Here is a 21199-nt window from a genome sequence, read left to right as displayed (position 1 = left end):
AGGATCACTATGTCATCCGCTTATGCAGATTTGACCCGCACATTTACCCGGCTTTCCCGCTTTAGCCATCTTTCCGCGATTACCGGCTGGGATATGATGACCATGATGCCGCCAGGCGGCAGCAGCGCACGCGGCGCGGCGCTGGCCGAGCTGAGCGTACTTAAACATGAAATTCTGACCGATAAAAAAGTGGCGCAGTGGCTGGAGGCGGCCGCCAGCGAGAATCTGAATGATGTTGAGCAGGCAAACCTGCTAGAGATGCGCCGTGCTTATCAGCAGGCCGCGCTGCTCCCGGCTTCGCTGGTCGAAGAGAAATCCATCGTCGGTTCCCGCTGCGAACACGCCTGGCGGGAGCAGCGCCCGGCCAATGACTGGCAGGGTTTTGCCGCTAATCTGAAAGAAGTAGTCAGGCTGAGCCGCCAGGAAGCGGAGCTACGTGCGCAGGCGAACGGCTGCTCGCGTTATGATGCGCTACTGGATCTTTACGAGCCGGGAATGACCAGCGCTAAGCTGGATGCCACGTTTGGCGAGCTGAAAGAGTGGCTGCCTTCGCTGCTGAACCGCATTGTTGAAAAGCAGGCCAGACAGCCTGTTGACGTGCCTGTTGGACCTTTTGCCATTGAGTCGCAAAAGCAGCTGGGCCAGACGCTGATGAAGCTGCTGAACTTCGATTTTAACGCCGGTCGTCTGGACGTCAGCGCGCATCCTTTCTGCGGCGGCGTGCCGGAAGATGTTCGTATTACCACGCGTTACAATGCCAACGAATTTATCAGCGCGATGATGGGCGTCATCCATGAAACCGGTCACGCCTGCTACGAGCAAAACCTGCCAAAGCAGTGGGCTGGTCAACCCGTCGCGCTGGCCCGCTCAACGGCCATTCACGAGTCGCAAAGCCTGTTTTTTGAAAAACAGCTGGGTCGCAGCCGGGAGTTCCTGAGCCTGCTGCTGCCGCAGGTAAAAACGTTGATGGGCGACCAGCCCGCGCTGGAAGAGGCGAACTTTATCGCGCTCAACCAGCGCGTTAAGCCAGGCCTGATCCGCGTTGATGCGGATGAGGTAAGCTATCCGGCGCATATTATCTTACGTTATGAGATTGAACGCGCGCTGATCGAAGGCGACATCGAAGTGGACGACATCCCGGCGCTGTGGCAGGAAAAAATGCAGGCATTGCTGGGGCTGGATACCAGCGGCAATTATCGCGACGGCTGCATGCAGGATATCCACTGGACCGACGGTGCCTTTGGCTATTTTCCTACCTATACGCTGGGCGCAATGTACGCGGCGCAACTTTTTCAGAGCGTGAAAAAGGCGCTGCCGCAGGTTCAGAGCGAGCTGCGTGAAGGCAATTTGCAGCCGATCTTCGACTGGCTACAGCAGAATATCTGGCAGCACGGTAGCCGCTTCAGCACAAGCCAACTCATTGAAAACGCTACGGGTGAGGCACTTAATCCGGCCTTTTTCCGTCAGCATTTAGAAAGCCGCTACCTGGCCGACTGATCCCGTCCCGTCAGGCCCGCTCCGTTATGTAGCGGGCCTTTGTACAATCGGTAACACGCCGATACCAATCACTCACGGAAAGCCGTGCGCCGTTCCCTTATAGTCTCTTCACCGGCCCCGCAGTGGGCTGACAATGAAAATAAACTTTGAGGGTTTTGCAATGAAAAAATTATTCGCTCTGGTTGTAGCCGCTGCTATGGGTATCTCTTCAGTTGCTTTCGCTGCTGAAACCACCGCCGCGCCAGCCACTACTGCACCAGCTGCTACTACTACCGCTGCGCCAGCTCATGCTGCCAAGCATCACAAAGCACATAAAAAAGCGGCTCAGAAAGCGCAGGCTGCCAAAAAGCACAAAAAAGCAGCTAAAAAACCTGTAGCGCAGAAAGCTCAGGCTGCTAAAAAAGTACACCACAAGAAAGCCGCTGCACAGAAAGCTCAGGCTGCTAAAAAAGTACACCACAAGAAAGCCGCTGCACAGAAAGCTCAGGCTGCTAAAAAAGTGCACCACAAGAAAGCCGCTGCACAGAAAGCTCAGGCTGCTAAAAAAGTGCACCACAAGAAAGCCGTAGCGCAGAAAGCTCAGGCTGCTAAAAAAGTGCACCACAAAAAACCTGCTGCACAGAAAGCACAGGCTGCTAAAAAACTGCACCACAAAAAAGCCGCTAAGAAAGCTGCTAAATAAGAGTTTAAACGGGCCTTCACCTTAGTCTGTTAACACAAACACCCGGTACGTCCGGGTGTTTCTTTTCTGGAGTATCGAATGATGGTGCGGCGCTATTTATTCGAAATTATCCTGGGTTTTATGATCATCTGTGGCCTGATCGCCTTCAGTTTTTACCTGTAACTGGCGCAGTCTGAACTTCCCTTTTAGCACTATCCGTCTATAGTTACTGGGTTATTACCCCCTGCACCGTCCTTAAAATCCTCCACTCAGAGAGAGATATGCGCCTGAAAGCTGTTTTTTTAATAGGATGTTTAGCTTTTTCATTTTGTAGCCACGCTGATGATGCTGAAAGCGCCCGGGACGTCACCACGCTATTTTTTGGCAAGGACGATCGCCAGCCGGTAACCGAAACAGCAAGCCAGCCGTGGGAAGCCATTGGCCAGCTGGAAACCGCCAGCGGCAATCTGTGCAGCGCCACGCTGATTTCTCCCCATCTGGCCCTGACCGCCGGACACTGTCTGCTGGCACCGCCCGGCAAGATCGATAAGGTTATTGCGATACGCTTTATTGCCCATAACGGCAACTGGCGCTATGAAATTCATGATGTAGAAACGCGAGTCGATCCCGCTTTAGGCAAAAAACTCAAGGCTGACGGCGACGGCTGGATCGTGCCTTCTTCTGCCGCGCCTTATGACTACGGCCTGGTTATTCTGCATAACCCTCCTTCCGGCATTACGCCCGTACCGCTGTTTGACGGCAGCCGCAGCGAATTAACCGCCGCGCTGAAAACGCAGCAGCGTCGCGTGACCCAGGCCGGCTATCCCGAGGATCACCTGGATACGCTTTACTCACACACTAACTGCCTGATCACGGGATGGGCACAGAAAAACGTCTTGTCGCACCAGTGTGATACGTTGCCAGGCGACAGCGGTTCACCGCTGCTGTTAAAAAGCGATAACGGCTGGCAGCTGATTGGCGTGCAGAGTTCAGCGCCGGCGGCAAAAGATCGCTACGAAGCCGACAATCGGGCGATTGCCGTTACCGCCTTTCGCGATAATCTGGAAGCGCTGGCGCAATGATGATCGGTAAATGTTTTTACGGCACAGCTTAAGCTTGTCGGCACACTATCGTACTCCAGCCAGGCAGTTGCTAACTGGAGTACGAATCAGCTCCCTTTTTTATATCACACCATCCATTTTTATCTGAAATAATAAACAGAGAAAATCGGCAATCCTCTCCTGGCTGTACAGCATCTTAATTAAGAGAATTAAATTTATTTTAAATTTTATTTCCACTCTTTCACCAGATATAGTAAATAAACCAGAACCACCATTACTTTTCTCATAACCTACACGGTATAAGGTGAATTAAGCAATTATCACCACATCTTGCTTATAGCATTTTTACAGCAGCGCCAAACCAATATATGATTATAAAAATTTCGACTTGAGCAAATATTTAAAAGAGAGGGAATTTTGTTTAAACCATTCCGAAACAGCACGCCCCCCCAGCCTTTTAAGTGGGACGGAAATATAACATTAAATGCTCCTGTTAACCAGGTGCAATTCTTCGAATCTTTTGAGCGTCGTCTTAAAAAGACTATTTCTGAAAGTAGCTTCAACTATTCATCCGGCGAAATCAATGAAGCGATGAAATGCGATTTAAACAGAATAAATTATTTTATAAATGGACAGCCTGTATGTGTGCCTTACAGTAAAGAATTAAGCTTAGAGAAATTTATTTTGACCGCGCAGCAACTCAATGCTGGCTGGCTGGATGAACATCTCCCTTTACTTTCTACAATCCTGCATCAAGGCCTGATGGTTGATATTTTAGACTCAATAAATTATTGGGAAACTGCCAGGAGAGAAAAATTACCGTTAAAAATGGTATCGACTGACTCTAAAAACAATACATTATCTATTTATATTAACACTTCTGGGGAGATAAAATTTATTGCAGCCGGTAAAATTAATAATATCATTACTGAAGATTTCAAAGTTTTGTGTGTAGATCGATACAAAAGTGAAATTGAAATGCAAATAACCTTCTTGTTAATTAGAGGACAGAAAGGCAGTGGTATGTTTATAAGTAGACGTAACCCAGCAGACCACGCTCAGTTACGTCTTTATAATCTGAAACCCGTTTGATACTCCGGCCAAATTCGCGAATGAACTTAAAACGACGTCTCGTTCATTCTCCTGATTAAAGTATGCAAAAATTACGCTGCATACTTTAATCCTGTTTTTACAACCATTGTAAGTATCAATGTGTATTAAGATAAGCTAATCCACAATCTCATCCATCGCCTGCTGAATACGTTTTTCCGATACCGGATAAGGCGTGCCCAGCTGCTGGGCAAAATAGCTGACGCGAAGCTCTTCAAGCATCCAGCGAACCTCCTGCACATCTGCATCATCACGGCGTACCGGCGGCAGCTTGTTATACCAGCTTTGCCAGGCCTGCTGAATTTTCTCTACTTTTACCATCCTGGCACGATCGCTGTGCGGATCGGCCGGTAATTTCTCCAGTCGTCGCTCAATCGCCTGCAGATAGCGCAGCGTATCGGCAAGTTTGTGCCAGCCGTTGCCGGTGACAAAACCGCGATAGACCAGACCGTTCATCTGCGCTTTAATGTCGGAAAGCGCCAGCGCCATCGTCATATCCACGCGCCCTTTCAGCCGCTTGTTGATGTTAAATACGGCCGTCAGGATCTGCTCCACTTTTTTGGCAATGTCTACCACGGTTTCATTCAGTTCCGCGCGAACTTTTTCATGCAGCTGCTGGAAACCCTCTTCCTGCCAGGTTGGGCCGCCAAATTCCGCTATCAGCTTATCCACGCCGCAGGCGATGCAGTCATCGATTAAATCCAGCACCTTGCCGTAAGGGTTAAAATAAAGTCCCAGCTTGGCTTTATTCGGCAGTTTTTCATGCAGGTATTTAATTGGCGAAGGAATATTCAGCAGCAGTAGCCTGCGCAGGCCGCGCCACATCGCTTTTTTCTGTTCGTGTTCGGAATCAAACAGTCGAATCGCTACGCTCTCTTTTTCATCTACCAGCGCAGGCCAGGCCTTCACGCTATAGCTACCGCGCTTCTGCTCAAAATGATCCGGCAGATTGCCAAAGCTCCAGATATGCAGGCCGCTCTGCTCCAGGCCATCATCGGCCACCAGCGATAGCGTTTCCTGCACTTTGGCTTTCAGCTGCTCTTTCAGGGCGTTAAGGTCGCGTCCTTCGGCCAGCTTGCGGTTGTGTTCATCCACTACGCGGAAGGTCATTTTAAGATGATCGGGCACCTGATCCCACTGCCAGGCTTCGCGCTCGATGGTCACGCCGCTCATGCGACGAAACTCGCGCTCCAGCGATTCTACCAGCGGCAGCTCCAGCGGCACGGCGCGCGCCAGGAAGGCCTCGGCATAGTTGGGGGCCGGAACAAAGTTACGGCGTAACGGCTTAGGCAAGGATTTAATTAACGCGATAATCAGCTCGCGGCGCACGCCAGGGATTTGCCATTCAAAACCTTTTTCTTCGACCTGATTAAGCAAAGGCAAGGGAATATGTACCGTAACGCCATCCGCATCCGTACCCGGCTCAAACTGGTAGCTGAGCTTCAGCTTGAGGTTGTTTTGCTGCCAGAAGTTGGGATAGTCCAGCTTGCTGACGTTTTCCGCGCCCTGGCGAATCAGCATCTCTTTAGCAAAGTTCAGCAGCTCTGGCTGTTCGCGGCTGGCCTTTTTCCACCAGCTATCGAAATGCCGCGCGGAGACGACCTCGTGCGGGATACGCTCGTCGTAGAAGGTAAACAGCGTTTCGTCATCGACCAGAATATCGCGACGGCGCGACTTGTGCTCCAGCTCTTCGACTTCTTCACGCAGTTTGAGGTTAGCGCGGAAGAAAGCATGACGCGTCTGCCAGTCGCCTTCAACCAGCGCATGACGAATAAAAAGCTCACGCGATAGTGCAGGATCAATCGAACCATAGTTGACCTTACGCGCCGCCACGATCGGCAAGCCGTACAGCGTCACTTTTTCACTGGCCATCACCGCGCCCTGGCCTTTTTCCCAGTGCGGTTCGCTGTAGCTGCGCTTGATTAAATGCTGCGCCAGCGGCTCGATCCAGTCAGGTTCAATGCGTGCCGCGATGCGGCCCCACAGGCGGCTGGTTTCGACCAGTTCGGCAACAATGGTCCATTTCGGCGGCTTTTTAAACAGGCCGGAGCCAGGGAAAATAGAAAACCTGGCGTTGCGCGCGCCGGTATATTCTTGTTTATCAGCATCTTTCTGGCCAATATGCGACAGTAAACCGGTCAGCAGCGCGGTATGCACGCCTCTGAAATCTGCCGGTTCGCTGTTTAGTGGAATCCCCAGCTCGCGCACGACCTGACGAAGCTGAGTGTAAATATCCTGCCACTCACGTACGCGCAGATAGTTGAGATAGTCGGTTTTGCACAGGCGGCGGAACTGGCTGGACGACAGCGCCTTTTGCTGCTCCTGCAAATAGTCCCACAGGTTTACAAAAGAGAGGAAGTCCGACTCTTTATCGGCAAAGCGCCGGTGTTTTTCGTCGGAAGCCTGCTGCTTTTCTACCGGACGTTCGCGCGGATCCTGAATAGACAGCGCCGCCGTGATAATCATGACCTCACGCGTACAGGCGTACGTCTGCGCTTCCAGCACCATTTTCGCCAGGCGTGGATCGACCGGCAGCTGAGCAAGCGAGCGGCCAGAAGGCGTTAACTTGTAGTGCTCATTATCCAGCGTAATCGCGCCCAGCTCTTCCAGCAGCCTGACGCCATCCTGAATATTGCGCTTGTCCGGCGCTTCGACAAAAGGAAAAGCGCCAATATCGCCAAGCCCCAGCGCGGTCATCTGCAAAATAACCGAGGCCAGATTGGTACGCAGAATTTCCGGATCGGTAAACTCCGGACGGCTCAGAAAATCTTCTTCTGAATAAAGGCGAATACAGATCCCTTCGGATACGCGTCCGCAGCGTCCTTTACGCTGGTTTGCCGATGCCTGAGAAACCGGTTCAATCGGCAGGCGCTGTACCTTGGTGCGGAAGCTGTAGCGGCTGATACGCGCCGTACCCGGATCGATCACGTATTTGATGCCGGGTACGGTCAGCGAGGTTTCCGCCACGTTAGTGGCCAGCACGATACGTCTGCCGCTGTGCGACTGAAACACGCGGTTTTGCTCGGCGTTGGAAAGACGTGCGTACAGCGGCAGGATTTCCGTGTGCGGCAGATCGCGACGATTTAGCGCGTCGGCCGTGTCGCGGATTTCCCTTTCGCCGCTCATAAAGATCAGGATATCGCCACGGCTCTCCTGCCCCAATTCATCCACTGCATCAAAAATTGCCTGTAGCTGATCGCGCTCCGTATCGTCCGCGTCTTCTACAATCGGCCGATAACGCACTTCAACCGGATAAGTACGGCCAGACACTTCAATAACCGGCGCGTTGTGGAAATGACGCGAAAAGCGCTGCGGATCGATGGTGGCGGAAGTAATGACTACTTTCAGATCCGGACGGCGCGGCAGCAGCTCCCGCAGGTAGCCCAGCAGAAAGTCGATATTCAGACTGCGCTCGTGCGCTTCATCGATAATGATGGTGTCATACTGCATCAGCAGGCGATCCTGCTGAATTTCCGCCAGCAGAATACCGTCGGTCATTAGCTTGACCTGCGTGGTTTCGCTGACCTGATCGTTAAAACGTACCTTGTAGCCAATGCAGCCGCCGAGCGTGGTTTCCAGCTCATCAGCAATACGGTCAGCAACCGTTCTCGCTGCCAGGCGGCGCGGCTGCGTATGCCCTATCAGCCCGGTAATGCCTCGGCCCAGCTCCATGCAGATTTTAGGGAGCTGCGTGGTTTTCCCCGAGCCGGTTTCGCCCGCAACAATCACGACCTGGTGATCGCGGATAGCGTCGGCTATTTCCTGTTTTTTCTGGCTGACCGGCAGATTTTCCGGATAGCGGATGGTCGGTACGGCCGCGCGGCGTCGGGCAACACGCTGCTCGGCAACGGTAATCTCGTTGTCCAGCTCTTGCGCAATAGCCTGCTGGGCTGCGGGATTTTTGACTTTTTTCGCGCCGTGCAGACGTTTTTGCAGCCGCTGGCGATCTCTGAGCATCAGCGTATTGAGGCGCGGAATGAGCGTCGTCAGGGGCGAATGGGGTATATCAGACATAAAGAAGCTCGCTAATCGCCAGCAGGCTGGCAGAAAAAATAAAGTTATGTTAAAAATTTTGCGTATTGTAGCACACATAAATCTCAAACCTGGGCGCCCAGGTATAGATATGAAATGTCATGCTTGTTTGAAAAGGATATTCTGCCAGCTATAGGGCATTTGCGCATGGTTGAAATTGAGCCGATGGTTCTACTCAACGCAATCAGGGATATTGAAGCCAGGGGAGCGATGGCAACTGCTGAAAAAGCGTTGCGCCGATGCGGGGAGGTTTTTAGCTATGCAATAGTAACTGGCAGGGCCAAATTCAATCCGGCACCAGACCTTGTAGGCGCCTTAGCAGGATATTCAAGAAAAAATCATCCTTTTCTGCCAATGGAGCGAATCCACGAATTTAACAGAGCACTTAACAAATTTGATGGCAGTTTCTTACACAAAAGAGCTACACAGCTTTTACAATATACGGCGATGCGAACTATAGAACTTCGTACATTGCGATGGGATAATGTAGACTTTGATAATCGATTAATACAGATTGACCCCGCAGTAATGAAGGGGCGCAGACTTCACGTTGTTCCCATGTCCAGCCAGACTATTACTCTGCTGAACTCGCTTAAACCTCTAACAGGTCAGTATGAACTGGTGTTTCCCGGTAAATCAAAAAAACATAATCCCGTTAGTGGTAACATCATCCTTGGAGTAATCACTAAAACAGGCTTTAAGGGACTCACTTGCGGGCATGGTTTTCGCCATCAGTTCAGCACCGTAATGAACGAATATAAATGGCATCATGATGCGATTGAAGTCCAGCTGGCGCACGTCATAAGAGAAACTCGTGGTATCTATAATCATGCAAAATATCTGAGTACGCGCCGAGAGATCATGCAGTGGTGGGCAGACTGGCTTGATGAAAAGCACGATGAAGATGAATTACGCCAGCGATTAACTAGTTAACAGTAGTAAGCATGAGTTAAAACGTTACGCATAGCAATAATGTGTTTACTTAACGTACAGCTAAATGCATATTATGTATGCCTAATCGGTAAGCCATACCTTCCTGATCTGCATTATGGCCCGGTTAGCCGCCCTGACACATGGAGAGTGAATATGTCATACAACACATTGATTTTAAAAAAATTGGAAGCAGAAAAATATCTGGCTACCATTCTTGATAAAAGCGTTAATGAGGTGGCAAAGCAATCAATCAAGCACGCCAACATTATATATAAAGGTGCTGAGAGATTAAGTTGGTATTCATCCTGCTTTTTTAAAAATTATCAAGATGTTTGCGACCGCATGAAAATTGAAGATGTACGCTTTGGAAAAGTTTTAACTCTACTAGTTAAAGGGGATGATGTATTATTTAAGATGATAGAGGTTTACGTTGATACCTTTACAAACAATCTATCATTAGAGAGAATTAGAAATATCGAACGTTATCTTTTTAAATTTAGTGCGGCCTATGCCACAAATTCACTTACTAACAAGTCATTTAGCTACACGATAACCAGAGCAATTTACTCTAGTTTCGCTATGCGAGCTACGCTAAATAGTTTTCTAACTAAGGGTGTTTCTACTGGGGTTACTGGATTAGGATTCTATGGATATGTACAGATTGCAAGCGAGGCTGCTGAAAGATTAAAGCAAAGAAACTTTATCTATTATGCCAGCCTTTATAATATTGACCTGGAAATGTTATATTTTTTAATTGAAGATCTAACCAGAAACTCGTCTATTGATAATGCAAAAATACAAACAGATTATGATATAGCTCAGCGAATATTGAGGTTGATTGGGAGATGAAAAAAATATTTATCAACTGGTGGCGTGATTTTCTATATGATATTTTCGGAATTTACCTGCCATTTATTAGTGTATTTCTTTTCTTTTGTATAGCTATAAATTTATGGCCTTCTTATGCATGGGGTTCTACCGTCTGTTATCTCATTTTTATTATTTGCGTAAGTATATTTTACCCGCGTAGAAAAAAATAAGCCCGGCACAAGCCGGGCCTGGTGCTACTTTAATAGCTGTAGCGCGAAATCTTCTGCTAAGTCCGGTTTGTCGCCTGAAAGTTCCCCTATTGCTACTACCAAACCCTCGTTCGTAACCGGTTTCCCTGTCGCCACAAGCTGATAAACCGCCTCGCCCAGTAGCATGCATACAGCGTCACACGCCTGTTCTGTGAAATCCGTTTCCATAACCCTTCCCTTATTGTCGATTAATTACACCACCGAATAATAAGAAAGTTGCTCGTTACTAATCCCCTCACTATCACCCTGTAAGTATCCCTGTAATCCGAACCATTCACTTTTAGAGATCTTCCGACATACTGATTATGTCCCCTGAGGAGATCGCCATGCGCAAAGCCCGATTCACCGGGCACCAGATCATTACCGTACTGAAGCCTCTGATATTAAAAAGATGAAAGACCTTGAGGACGAAAATCGTCGTCTCAAACAGATGTTTGCCGATCTCAGCCTTGAATGTCGGGCCCTGAAAGACGTTATCGAAAAAAAGCTTTAAAACCAGCGATAAAGCGGGAGCTCGTCAGCTATCTGACGGCACAATTTGCCATGAGCATCCGCCAGGCGTGCAGGACATTATCGCTAAGCAGGACGGTGTATTTTTATCAGCCCGATACCCGGCGCGACGAACCGGTGCTCCTGGCGTTGACTGAACTGGCAGAGCGCTATCCGCAATACGGTTTTAAGAAGCTTTTCCGGTTGCTGCGCAGGCAGGGTAACACCTGGAACCATAAGCGTATTCACCGGATATACTGCCTGCTGAAACTGAATTTTCGTCGCAAGGGAAAGCAGCGTCTGCCCGTGCGTAACCCGGCGCCACTGGTAACGCCGGAAGCGTTAAACCAAAGCTGGTCATAGATTTTATGCATGATGCACTGGCCTGTGGAAGGCGTTTTCGGACCTCCAATGTGGTGGATGATTTTAACCGGGAAGTCCTGGCGACAGAAATCGACCTGAATATCCCGGCTCAACGTGTTGTCCGGGTACTGGAGCGGATCGTAGCAAACCGTGACTACCCGCTGAAAATGCGGATGGACAACGGACCAGAACTGGTCTCACTGACGCTGGCACAGTGGGCTGAAGAACAGGGTGTGTTACTGGAATTTATCAAGCCTGACAAGCCGACACAGAATGCCTTCATCGAACGGTTTAACCGGACGTACCGGACAGAAATCCTGGATTTTTACCTGTTAAGAACACTGAATGGGGCCCGGGAAATCACAGAGCGCTGGCTGAGGGAATATAACAGCGAACGCCCTCACGAATCGCTAAACAACCTGACGCCGGAAGAGTACCGGCTGATGGCTGAAAACACGGAAGTCTCAAAAAGTGCGCGGAACTAAAACGGGTATGCTTACAACTCTATCGCGAGCAGGCCACCGATTAGCCCAGCGAACCCGGATACAACAACCTGGGCCAGTGCTGCTACCCAGCTCCACGCCTGATTGTTCCGGCGCACCTCGACGATTTATTTCACCAGGCCGCCCCAGATTGACATAGCAAGGATCAGCGCCCAAGCCAGCAGGCCGTAAGTGCTGGGATCACGATTTGGCATTTTCATAGCTCCATCTCCCTGAGCGGGGGTTGTGTTAAAAGAGGAATAAAAAAGGCCCATCGAAGGGAGCCTTTAATAAACCCTTATTGATTACCGCCTGGGGTTTTCAATCGCATTGCTTTTAAAGCCAATACTGATTAGCGCATATATTGAGGTTAGTGCGTCAAGTATCACTCTCATAAAGCGAACATTATTTAAACAACCCAGTCCATTTTCGGATAAAGTTACATTTTTTGTTTTTGTGATTTTTTTCTTAATGAATTATCCTTAGCTTTCACAAACGATACACATTTATAACAAATCAGACTATGGCATAGCTCCAGGGAACGTATAAGTGTTCAACATTACCCCTCATTTTTTATGGAAAATTTCTCAGCATTACCTGAGTAATAAAAGCCTTTTGAATATTCAAAAAAGCAATATGGCTGCTCTGGCAACCCCTATAGATCGTTGGTTCAATTTTTATAAGATCAACACTGATCTCCGAATAGCACACTTTCTTGCCCAGTCATGCGTTGAAACAGACAGTTTTTCTGCACTTATTGAAAGAGCCAGATATGGCGGTAAAGAGTACGAGCCAAATACAAGAGCAGGCCATTTTGTTGGCAACAAATTCCCCGGAGATGGCCCCAAATATATTGGCCGCGGAATGCTGCATCTCACTGGCAGAGAAAATTATGATCATTATGGCAAAATTCTTCATAAGGATCTGGTTAATCATCCCGAATACGTGGCTGCGGATCCTGACATTGCGGTCAGAACAGCATGCGAATTCTGGCTCGCACGGTCAGTTAACTCCCATGCAGATAAGGACAATTTAACGGCAGTCACTAAACTTGTTAATGGTGGTTTGAATGGCTTTCCTCAAAGAAAACTGGCACTTGCTCGTATCAAAAAAGAAATGGGAATAAGTCTATGAAAAAAATTAAAAATGTTGTTGCATTAAGTTTGATATTGGCTGCATTCAACTCATGGGGTGCTGCGGAAAAATCATCCCTGACGTGTAAGGATTCAGCGCTTAAAGATGCTAAAAAACTATTGTCATTCTATCGGGATAATGACGACAGAATCATGATTGACGACAAAGTAACCCCCTTACCAAGAATAAAAAACCCACAAGGGGGAACTCAAAAATTTGATGTTCTGGAGACCTGGGGAGGTATCTATAAAGGTAAATATCGTATGCGTTTTACATACTACGTGGACGGTGATTGCACGTTAATGGGTGAAGAAATTCTGGAGTACGCTGATATGTAAGCGCCCTCAAAAATCAGAGGGGGTAATATCCCCCTTTTTTCGTGGTTGAACATTACCGGATTAGCTTTCTGAATACCTCGCCAGCATAATTCTATTTAATTTTACATTCTGCTGCCAGCGCGAAAACCTGAGCTCCGTTAAAATAAAAGACATCGATACAGCAAACGTGCCGTATACTACTGAGTAATCAACAGTGGTTGCAAACCCGATCAATGCTCAGGTGACTGCCCTCTACCCAACTACTATACCGGTAGTTGCACCAGCCGTTAGTGTTAAAGGTTCTTCCATATAAATCCTTAATAAAAAAGTCGATATGCTTGTGTCAGACAAAAGCTCTAACGTTTGAAGTATCTCTTACAGGAAAACCTTTCTAAAATTAATCTTGACTTTCATGCCTCGATGAACTTAAAAGAATGCTGCTATAAATTCTTTGTAATTCCGGCACCTGTTATTTCAATAATTGCAGAAAGGATGGTTCTTTGTGAAAAATGAAAATAAAGAAGATGATATTTTAATTATTATTTCGCTTCCTGTCGACTACCCTCACGCAATGGAGGCGCTTACTAAATATGATGCTCAATCAGGCTTTAGTTATCGCGTTGATCCAGAAAACGAAGGAGCAAGAACTAAAAGGCATATCCATATCTGGAAAGGCAAAAAAAAGGCTAAAGGCGTTGCATGGAATATAGACGGAAAACGCCACGACAAAAAATCCTTCAATACTAAACTGGATGGCTTTGAACAAGCGAAGGAGTTAGCAGCTAGAATTCTCAAGCCAACTTCAGGAACACTCTTTAATTTATCTGAACAAAATAAATTTAATCGAAATGTAATTAAGGTCGCAAAGGTACTTTTTTCTATTTCAGGAAAAGACGTTATGGGGCGAATCATTTATATTAATTACGAATAATAAATCTTAACGATTAGAGCATTCCCAGTATTAACCTTAGGCTTACATTTTTTAAAGCCAGAAAACAAAAAAACCCGCCGAAGCGAGTCCTGGAATGGTGCGTGCGTTACCCGCAGCGTTGGCGTGTTATTTGGTGCCGGTTGCAGGCTTCGAACCCGCGATATCCTGATTACAGGTCAGGCGCTCTGCCATCTGAGCTAAACCGGCGTATGGTTTGTTAGCCTCATCAGTGATGGGCACCATAAAAAAAGCCCTGCAGGACAAGCAGGGCCTAAGGATATAAAGGAAGGAACACCAAAATGCTCAGCCAAACACGTGAGCCAGCTACGACAAGAAATATGAAACGGCTGCGGTGCCGGGTGCCTGCCGGTGGGTCAGAAAAGCCAGAACCTGACCCGCCTTACCGAGCAATTACGCATTTCACACCCGCGTTCAATGATAACGACCTGGCTTAGCCCTACCGCACAGAGGGATTCACCGCAGCGGCGCTGTTATCCCGCACCGCTTCTGAGCATAAATTCAACGTTTTGCATTTGACGTGGTGGCCAGCACTGATCTCCGGCGTATCGGTCCCGGCGACAAGCGGCTTTACCCGTCTGGTGATTTCGTCTCGTGTACCTATGGGGCATGTGTTTCTGCATATCAGCCTGCGCATTCACTACAAAGAAGCGCACTCCCTTATATCCCATGCCTTCCAGGCGAACCCGCTGGCTCCGGCGTAAGGAAGTACGCTTTTCTCTGGCCCAGAAACGCAAAAACCCGCACAGTGGCGGGTTATTAGTGTCTGTTGTATCGCCTCGCGGTAAAGCTCTGCGAAGCATACCGTTACTAAACCAGTTTCTTGGACAAATTACAACAAATTTTTCTGCCTGGCAGTATTCTATTCAAAATTCTTATATTTATAAATTGAAACCAAATTGTCTCCCTCAGAGATTATCGGCCTATTTATACTAAAGTTATCGCGAACAAATTCAGGCTTAATCATTGCATCCTGCAATACAGATTCCCATGAGTAATTATCCAGCATGCTAATTGCTTGCTGCATCATTCCCGGAGAGTCATCTGTTATACGATCATCGCCTTTTTCAGTAGAAACAAAACCTTTTGAGTTTAAATGAATAAACCCTGTTCTCATTTTTTCTGGCGTAATCAGCCCTAAAATACAGGCGCGATATAAGGACATGCGAAGGCTTATCTTCCAACGGACCTTAAATTCCTCTAACGCATTCCAGTCCAGGTGAGATCCTCGCATCTTGGGGAACTCATTGATGAAGGAAACTCGAGGAACCATGAAAGCACTTGAGAAATGATCGGCTTGATTCTCTGTGACTTTATCGCCAGTGATAACCCCCTCATGCAGAACAAGGTGACCTAACTCATGTCCAATATCTGAACGGTAACGGCAGATACTTTTCTTAGCGTTATTGCGGATAATAATCGGGCGAACATTGTTAACGGTAAAAGCGTCAATTCTGTCATCCACGTCAGAAACATGGGCAATTACGATGCCTATGCTTTCGACAAAATTGGACATTGAGTTAACAGGGCCCAATCCAAGATCCCAGTAACGACGACATTCCTCAGCTATACGCTCAATATCCGATGGTGACTGTAAAGGCAACGCAGAGACATCTGGAAGATCTAGAACAGGAAACTCGACATCAAGTTCTATCCTGCGAATAAATTCATCCAGAATCTCTGCCCTTGCCATGACAGTATTTGCCAGCGTCTGCGTTCTTGAACGCTTACTGCGAAAATGACAATGCTCACCATCTAATGGATGAGGACGAGGCGTATAGAAAAATGAATCATACACATTAAGTACGGATGCTAATTGTGATACCATCGCATCCGCAGGCGGATAGCCTCTTTCGAGCTTCGAAATAAATTGTTTGGTAACACCAAGTGCATTAGCCACATCCTCTCCGGACATACCTTTAGCTAACCGCGCCAATTTAAGGCGGTCACCACGGTAATGAGTGAGAGAGTCAAATAGTTCCATTTTTACCACTTTGGTCTTTATCGATTTTATTGCCTCTGCGCTTGAGTTTCATCGGTGGTGTCTCATTTGGCGCTGGAAGCGGTTTACTTTCTTTTAGGTTAGTATCATTAGGTGCTGAAGAAACAGGCGTGATTACTTTGGATACGTGTTCGTACAGACTAACCTTGCGTCCACTTTCATCCAAACCAACCATCGTGATTATCCAAGTAGGTGGCGCCTCTTGGTCTGTCACATCATCGATAAATCTTTCAGCATAAATACGCCAGATTAAACTATTGCTAGTATCTTCTTCATCGAAAATAGATATTTGACGCTGTTCTTTTTCATTACGCAGAAGACGGTGGCGCTTTCTTGGGCGATCCAACCTGTCAGTGACAAATTGTAATGGGACTTTATTAAGCGAAAAGACGAAATCCATCGCTGTGCTCACAACTGCCACACCCGGTAGAGTTTGGTAGTTTTGTTCGATGAACTCCTTAACCCAACCATACGCACGGCATCCAGTGATCCAATTAGAGTCAAGCTTATGCTTGTTAGCCCATAACTGACCCAGCACATCAGCGATACCAGACAGTAGGATATCAACAGATGCTTGGTCCAGATTTGAATTGATAGCAAAGCAAGGCTTTAAATTTTTCGAAGACGCTGACATAATCTTTTCGCCATATCGTGAATTAGTAAACCATATCTTTTCGGTTTTTTTTGTTTTTGTCAACCAGTTATTTAGTTGAGCGTATCTGTCGGATAAAATCTGTCGGGAAAGAGCTTAAATGCATCGTTCATGGGAAGGTATAACGAGAACTCAGCCGTACTGAGCCATAAATCGATTCTGCGCTGGCAGGTTTTGAATGACCATTCAGGCCGCACCTCATTGAGTTCACGGGCCAGTTCAGATTTGCTTGTACCACGCCCCTGATACCGCTGCTTAACTACATTAAGCAAACCAGGTGACTTGCGTAAAGTCTCGCTGATCACCCGATCCATACGCGCTCCCTCTTGATCCGTACAGAATACAAGTCGGTTTTGGCGACTCTCTTGGTATAGTTCAAAATCCAAGCCTCAAGTTCTTTGTTGTTACAACCAGACTTGCGGAGCTTATCGATGCCCTTTTTAAATCTTCCTGTGTCACCTTACCGCTGGCCAGCACACGCTTAAACATGTTTACTGCCTCAGGCATATCGCTGTACATAGCCCAGCGTCCCCACATTTTTAATTTGCTTTGGATTCAAACACTTTCCAGTGTGCGAAGGCGTATCTCGTGATTGCCAGTTTTCCCGATTTCGATTGAGTGAATCATAAAATCCTCTCGCCTTTCCAAAGGTTTGCAGCGAGAATGACTCAGATGCGGGACAAAATCTTGTCCAACCCAGACAAACACTTAGCTCTGATGACATCACGATAAGCTTGTTCAGTAAATTCGAACACGGGCTTCAGAATATTGCACTATCTCTGCGGCGGGTTTACCCATAGAGTGTAAATCATTGAGCGGAAACGTCCCCGCATAACATACAGGAAATTATCATGAGCAAAGTTCTAGTACTGAAATCCAGTATCCTTGCCGGTTACTCGCAGTCAAACCAGCTGGCCGATCACTTTGTAGAAGAGTGGAAAGCAGCGCACGGCAGCGACGAAATCATTGTTCGCGACCTGGCAGCAAATCCTGTTCCAGTGCTGGACGGCGAGCTGGTTGGCGCACTGCGTCCTTCAGACGCTACGCTTACGCCACGTCAGCAGGAAGCGCTGGCGCTGTCCGACGAGCTGATTGCTGAAATTCAGTCTGTCGATACCGTTGTTATTACGGCGCCGATGTACAATTTCAATATCCCAACCCAGTTAAAAAACTATTTCGACCTGGTTGCCCGCGCTGGCGTCACGTTCCGCTACAGCGAAAAAGGCCCGGAAGGTTTGATCACCGGTAAGAAAGTAGTAGTGATTTCCAGCCGTGGCGGCATCCATAAAGATACCCCAAGCGACCTGCTGACTCCTTACCTGAAGCTGTTCCTGGGCTTCCTGGGCATGAGCGACGTGCAGTTTGTCTTTGCTGAAGGCATCGCCTACGGTCCGGAAGTCGCTACCAAAGCAACCGACGATGCTAAAGCCGCGCTGAAGCAGCTGGTTGCGGCTTAACGGCCACGCAAGCATATAATGATTTCTCGGCCCGCGTCTTTACTGACGCGGGCCGTTTTTTTAGCCCGCCAGTATCGAAACAGCGTTAATGACCCGCCGCATCCTGATTATCTTTCAGCAGCGTCTGCACATTCTTATCCGCCGTAATCTTAATCTCGTGCTCAATTTTAACGTTCATATCAATGGTAATCGGCTCTTTTGGCGCAACCACTTCAATACGCGGTACGCAGCCGCTGAGCAGCAGCACGCCGGCCAGCATCGGCAGACCTGTTTTCATTCTTTTTTTCCTTGCGTTGGCAGAGCGTCGTTTTGCTCAATCCAGGATTGCAAATTATCGCCAAAGCGCAAGCTGCGCCAGAGCTGAAAGAGATTTTCCTGCTGGGTATAGTTCAGCGATACGCGCTGGTTTCTGTTGCTGAAGCGGCTGAGGCCGTTGACCTGAGCTTGTAAAACCATCTCGCCATTACTGGCAATATTCAGCGTTCCCCAGCTGCGTGATATTTCCATATAGCGTAACCAGGACATTGCCGCACCCGTGGCCACGTTGCCTTTTGCCAGCGCATCGGCAAAATCTTTATCCAGCCGCAGCGTCAGCGGCCCGCTGTTGGCTATCCAGCCCTCTTTGACCAGCCAGGGCGAGTTTTCCAGCCACAGCGGCAGTGCGCCGTTAACCGAGCCCGACAGCGCAATTTTCTTAGGCTGGATCGCGGTAACCAGCTTGCTCATATTGATATTGCGCAGCCGTAGCGTAGCCGCTTCCGTTTGCGGCATCTGTAAGCTAACCAGGCTTATTTCACCGCCCAGAACCGCTACGCCGACGTTGCTTAACCGCAATGGCTGCGTCCGGCTCCACGGGTAGTAGCCCTGTAAATCAGCCCGAAGATCTTCCAGTAAAAACTGATTCTTTATCTGCTTAACGCGCAGTAAAACCGGCCCTTTCGCTCCAAAATACCACTGGCTTTCTTGCAGCCGGAACGGCAGTGAAAAATCGATGCCGCTGATATCGTTATCCGGCATCCGGACGCTGCCGTCGCTGACCACCCAGTTGCCTCCGGCGCTAAGCCCTTGCCCGCTGGCAACAGAAAAAGCCACCTGCGCTCTCAGCGTGCCGCCGCGAATTTTTATCTCCAGCTTATCGCTCAGCAGTGACTGAAAGACATCCAGCGGCTGCGAAGGCCACCAGAGCTGTCCGCGCAACCGTTGCCCATCCCAGCGGCCGCGCACCGTTATCGGTCCGACAGGATTTGCCGCCAGGCTCCCTTTCAACTGAAAAGCGGCGGGATCGCTGCCCGTGATGGCGAGCGCTAAGGCGGCGGGCGGCAGATAACCACCGCTTCTGAAATCGGTGCGTTGGGTATTAAGGTTAAATTCGCCGCTAAAAGAAGGATGGCCTTTATCACGCTGCCAGCGAACCGGCGCGGTAAGCAGCAGCCTCGGCGTATGGACGTTAATGTTGCCGTAATTAATCTGGTTAAAGCCGGTCGATAATGAAGTCAGCTCCAGCAGCCTGTCGCGCCAGCATCCCTGGCCTTTAGCATCCCACTTTGCCGCCAGCGGCTTCATCACGCCGTTGCCCCAGTAGCGCCACCGCCATTCCCCCTTATCCGGCCAGAACCGGGTGGCGCGGCCGTCAAGATGCAGACGAAACTGCCCCATCTGTGGATTGTGGGCGGATAAGATGGCCTGTAGCCGCCCGTTGATACCTTCTGAAGATAAGGTCAGCCCGGAAAGCGGCCAGCGCGCCTCGTCCACTTCCAGCGTGGAAAGCAGGCGTCCACGCATACGCAGCAGTGCGCCCGGTTCCAGCCGCAAAACAGGATCCAGTACCGCTCCCTGTAGCTCACCCGGAATAGCCGCGAAAAAGAGCAGCTGCTGTAGCTTGCTTTCACCCGTCAGGCGAAACGGCAGCCGGCTGTTGGCGGCATCCAGATGACCTGGCCCAACCGACAGCACGACGTTACCTTTGCCGCCGCGCCCCTGGGTCAGCACGTTCAGGCGGCCCGTGACGGTTGTTGCCGCCATACCCTGCTGCCAGTTATCAAGGGTTAGCGTAACCCCGCCCGCTAAGGGTTGTGCAGCATAAGGCCAGCGCCAGCGGCCATTACTGAAAGTGATGCGCTGCGGCGTAACCTGCCAGGGCAAACTCACTAAGGGTTCTGCATCCTGCGGTTTAATAGTCAATGTACCGCCGTTTTGTTGCCAGCTCAGGCTGGCCTGAAGCGGCTCCGGGATAGTTTGTAACCGTAAGCCTGCGCTCAATGTCCCGCTATCCGGTAGACCGTCGGGAATTTTCGGCAGCACCAGCTGGCCCGTGACGGTGACCGGCTGCGTAAAGCTTGCCGCGTTAAAAGTGAGGGACTGAATAGCCAGCTGTTGCCCACGAAGCGTACCTTGCAGAGCGATGCTTTCGCCCTGATACGCTATCGTCTGCTGCCGGGAATCGAGATCCAACCGCAGAGAACCGGACCATTGCTGCCAGGGCGTGACGATAAGCTGCGCAATGCTGACCCGCGCTTTCGGCAACATGGCCTGCCATTCTGCCAGCGAGCGCGGCGCGGCGGGCTGCTTGCTGCTGGCGGGAAACTGGCTAAAGCAGGCGCTGTCTATCTGTACCCGCTTTGCCGCCAGTGCCCAGCGTCCGGCCTGACGTCCCAGGCTTAGCTCTTTCACCGTGGCCAGCTCGCAGTCACCCAGCCGGTAGCGAATACCGGGCAGATAGAGCGAACCCGCCTGCCAGCGAGGATTGCCATCCAGCCTGATGGTCGTGGCGGCGGGTAGCCAGAATCCGGCAAGGCGCGGCAGCCACCAGCTCAGCGTCAACAGCGTGGAGCCGAGCAAAACCACAGCGGCAGCCGTCACAATAAGGAAAAGCTTCCAGCCTCGGGTCATATCCTCGGTGCGTTCCTTCGATAAATAAGCGTGAATGATGGCACGCAAAACGCACCGCGAAAAGATTTTAGCCTTAAAACTTCTGTCACGAA

The 21199-nt window shown here is 49.3% G+C and carries 18 protein-coding genes, 1 tRNA gene and 2 pseudogenes; 12 read left to right on the top strand and 9 right to left on the bottom strand.

What is annotated here, in order from left to right; all coding sequences use genetic code 11:
• Positions 1-9 precede the first annotated feature (9 nt).
• The 4 genes from ACMGGR_RS09310 (at position 10) to ACMGGR_RS09295 (ending at position 4311) form a co-directional block, all read left to right on the top strand.
• Positions 10-1497 (top strand): carboxypeptidase M32, encoded by a 1488-nt coding sequence (locus ACMGGR_RS09310; protein ID WP_414148716.1) that lies wholly within the window; start codon positions 10-12, stop codon positions 1495-1497.
• 160 nt (positions 1498-1657) lie between these two features.
• The gene (gene asr, locus ACMGGR_RS09305) at positions 1658-2179 is read left to right on the top strand and encodes an acid resistance repetitive basic protein Asr (protein ID WP_246759754.1); all 522 of its coding nucleotides are present in this window, start codon (positions 1658-1660) and stop codon (positions 2177-2179) included.
• Between the two features lie 260 nt (positions 2180-2439).
• On the top strand, positions 2440-3240 hold the full coding sequence (locus tag ACMGGR_RS09300) for a trypsin-like serine peptidase (RefSeq protein ID WP_414148715.1): 801 nt from the start codon (positions 2440-2442) through the stop codon (positions 3238-3240).
• Positions 3241-3636: 396 nt separating this feature from the next.
• Positions 3637-4311 carry a hypothetical protein gene (locus ACMGGR_RS09295; protein WP_414148714.1) on the top strand — a complete coding sequence of 225 codons (675 nt, stop codon included), beginning with the start codon at positions 3637-3639 and terminating at the stop codon, positions 4309-4311.
• Between the two features lie 135 nt (positions 4312-4446).
• Here ACMGGR_RS09295 and hrpA read toward each other — a convergent pair whose 3' ends face one another.
• Positions 4447-8343: an ATP-dependent RNA helicase HrpA gene (hrpA, locus tag ACMGGR_RS09290; RefSeq protein WP_414148713.1), complete on the bottom strand. Its 3897-nt coding sequence runs from the start codon at positions 8341-8343 to the stop codon at positions 4447-4449.
• Between the two features lie 81 nt (positions 8344-8424).
• On the opposite strand from hrpA, the pseudogene ACMGGR_RS09285 reads away from it, so the two are divergent.
• The 4 genes and pseudogenes from ACMGGR_RS09285 to ACMGGR_RS09270 form a co-directional block, all read left to right on the top strand.
• A pseudogene (locus tag ACMGGR_RS09285) lies at positions 8425-8664 on the top strand (phage integrase central domain-containing protein); the annotation flags it as partial.
• 51 nt (positions 8665-8715) lie between these two features.
• Positions 8716-9294, top strand: coding sequence for a tyrosine-type recombinase/integrase (locus tag ACMGGR_RS09280; protein WP_414148938.1), 579 nt, complete (start codon positions 8716-8718; stop codon positions 9292-9294).
• 153 nt (positions 9295-9447) lie between these two features.
• Positions 9448-10143 (top strand): hypothetical protein, encoded by a 696-nt coding sequence (locus tag ACMGGR_RS09275; RefSeq protein ID WP_414148712.1) that lies wholly within the window; start codon positions 9448-9450, stop codon positions 10141-10143.
• 600 nt (positions 10144-10743) lie between these two features.
• Positions 10744-11710 (top strand): annotated as a pseudogene (locus tag ACMGGR_RS09270) (IS3 family transposase); the annotation flags it as partial.
• An 11-nt stretch (positions 11711-11721) separates the two neighbouring features.
• Here the strand turns inward: ACMGGR_RS09270 and ACMGGR_RS09265 are convergent.
• Positions 11722-11826: a phage holin family protein gene (locus tag ACMGGR_RS09265; RefSeq protein ID WP_414148711.1), complete on the bottom strand. Its 105-nt coding sequence runs from the start codon at positions 11824-11826 to the stop codon at positions 11722-11724.
• A 430-nt stretch (positions 11827-12256) separates the two neighbouring features.
• On the opposite strand from ACMGGR_RS09265, the gene ACMGGR_RS09260 reads away from it, so the two are divergent.
• The 3 genes from ACMGGR_RS09260 (at position 12257) to ACMGGR_RS09250 (ending at position 14089) form a co-directional block, all read left to right on the top strand.
• Positions 12257-12841 carry a glycoside hydrolase family 19 protein gene (locus tag ACMGGR_RS09260; RefSeq protein ID WP_414148710.1) on the top strand — a complete coding sequence of 195 codons (585 nt, stop codon included), beginning with the start codon at positions 12257-12259 and terminating at the stop codon, positions 12839-12841.
• Positions 12838-13179 (top strand): hypothetical protein, encoded by a 342-nt coding sequence (locus ACMGGR_RS09255; protein ID WP_414148709.1) that lies wholly within the window; start codon positions 12838-12840, stop codon positions 13177-13179. Before ACMGGR_RS09260 ends, ACMGGR_RS09255 begins: the two co-directional genes overlap by 4 nt.
• Before the next feature lie 481 nt (positions 13180-13660).
• On the top strand, positions 13661-14089 hold the full coding sequence (locus ACMGGR_RS09250) for a DUF6367 family protein (RefSeq protein ID WP_414148708.1): 429 nt from the start codon (positions 13661-13663) through the stop codon (positions 14087-14089).
• Between the two features lie 131 nt (positions 14090-14220).
• On the opposite strand, the gene ACMGGR_RS09245 is transcribed toward ACMGGR_RS09250, so the two are convergent.
• The 5 genes from ACMGGR_RS09245 to ACMGGR_RS09225 form a co-directional block, all read right to left on the bottom strand.
• Positions 14221-14296 (bottom strand) — tRNA-Thr (locus tag ACMGGR_RS09245).
• 673 nt (positions 14297-14969) lie between these two features.
• Entirely contained in the window at positions 14970-16091 is a 1122-nt protein-coding gene (locus ACMGGR_RS09240) for a helix-turn-helix domain-containing protein (RefSeq protein ID WP_414148707.1), read from the bottom strand.
• Positions 16078-16743, bottom strand: coding sequence for a hypothetical protein (locus tag ACMGGR_RS09235; RefSeq protein ID WP_414148706.1), 666 nt, complete (start codon positions 16741-16743; stop codon positions 16078-16080). The genes ACMGGR_RS09240 and ACMGGR_RS09235 overlap by 14 nt, the downstream gene beginning before the upstream one ends.
• Positions 16744-16814: 71 nt before the next feature.
• Positions 16815-17147, bottom strand: coding sequence for a DUF1133 family protein (locus ACMGGR_RS09230; RefSeq protein ID WP_414148705.1), 333 nt, complete (start codon positions 17145-17147; stop codon positions 16815-16817).
• Positions 17137-17316, bottom strand: coding sequence for a DUF1133 family protein (locus tag ACMGGR_RS09225; RefSeq protein WP_414148937.1), 180 nt, complete (start codon positions 17314-17316; stop codon positions 17137-17139). Before ACMGGR_RS09225 ends, ACMGGR_RS09230 begins: the two co-directional genes overlap by 11 nt.
• A 296-nt stretch (positions 17317-17612) precedes the next feature.
• On the opposite strand from ACMGGR_RS09225, the gene ACMGGR_RS09220 reads away from it, so the two are divergent.
• Entirely contained in the window at positions 17613-18218 is a 606-nt protein-coding gene (locus ACMGGR_RS09220; protein ID WP_414148704.1) for an FMN-dependent NADH-azoreductase, read from the top strand.
• Positions 18219-18303: 85 nt separating this feature from the next.
• Here ACMGGR_RS09220 and ACMGGR_RS09215 read toward each other — a convergent pair whose 3' ends face one another.
• Both ACMGGR_RS09215 and ACMGGR_RS09210 read right to left on the bottom strand, forming a co-directional pair.
• Positions 18304-18495, bottom strand: coding sequence for a YnbE family lipoprotein (locus ACMGGR_RS09215; RefSeq protein ID WP_246759599.1), 192 nt, complete (start codon positions 18493-18495; stop codon positions 18304-18306).
• On the bottom strand, positions 18492-21107 hold the full coding sequence (locus ACMGGR_RS09210) for a YdbH family protein (RefSeq protein WP_414148703.1): 2616 nt from the start codon (positions 21105-21107) through the stop codon (positions 18492-18494). Before ACMGGR_RS09210 ends, ACMGGR_RS09215 begins: the two co-directional genes overlap by 4 nt.
• Positions 21108-21199 lie beyond the last annotated feature (92 nt).

The sequence above is a fragment of the Erwinia sp. BNK-24-b genome, assembly GCF_047456155.1.
Taxonomy (GTDB): domain Bacteria; phylum Pseudomonadota; class Gammaproteobacteria; order Enterobacterales; family Enterobacteriaceae; genus Erwinia; species Erwinia phyllosphaerae.
Note: the sequence above shows the minus strand (reverse complement) of the source record. Positions and strands in the feature narration are given on the sequence as shown.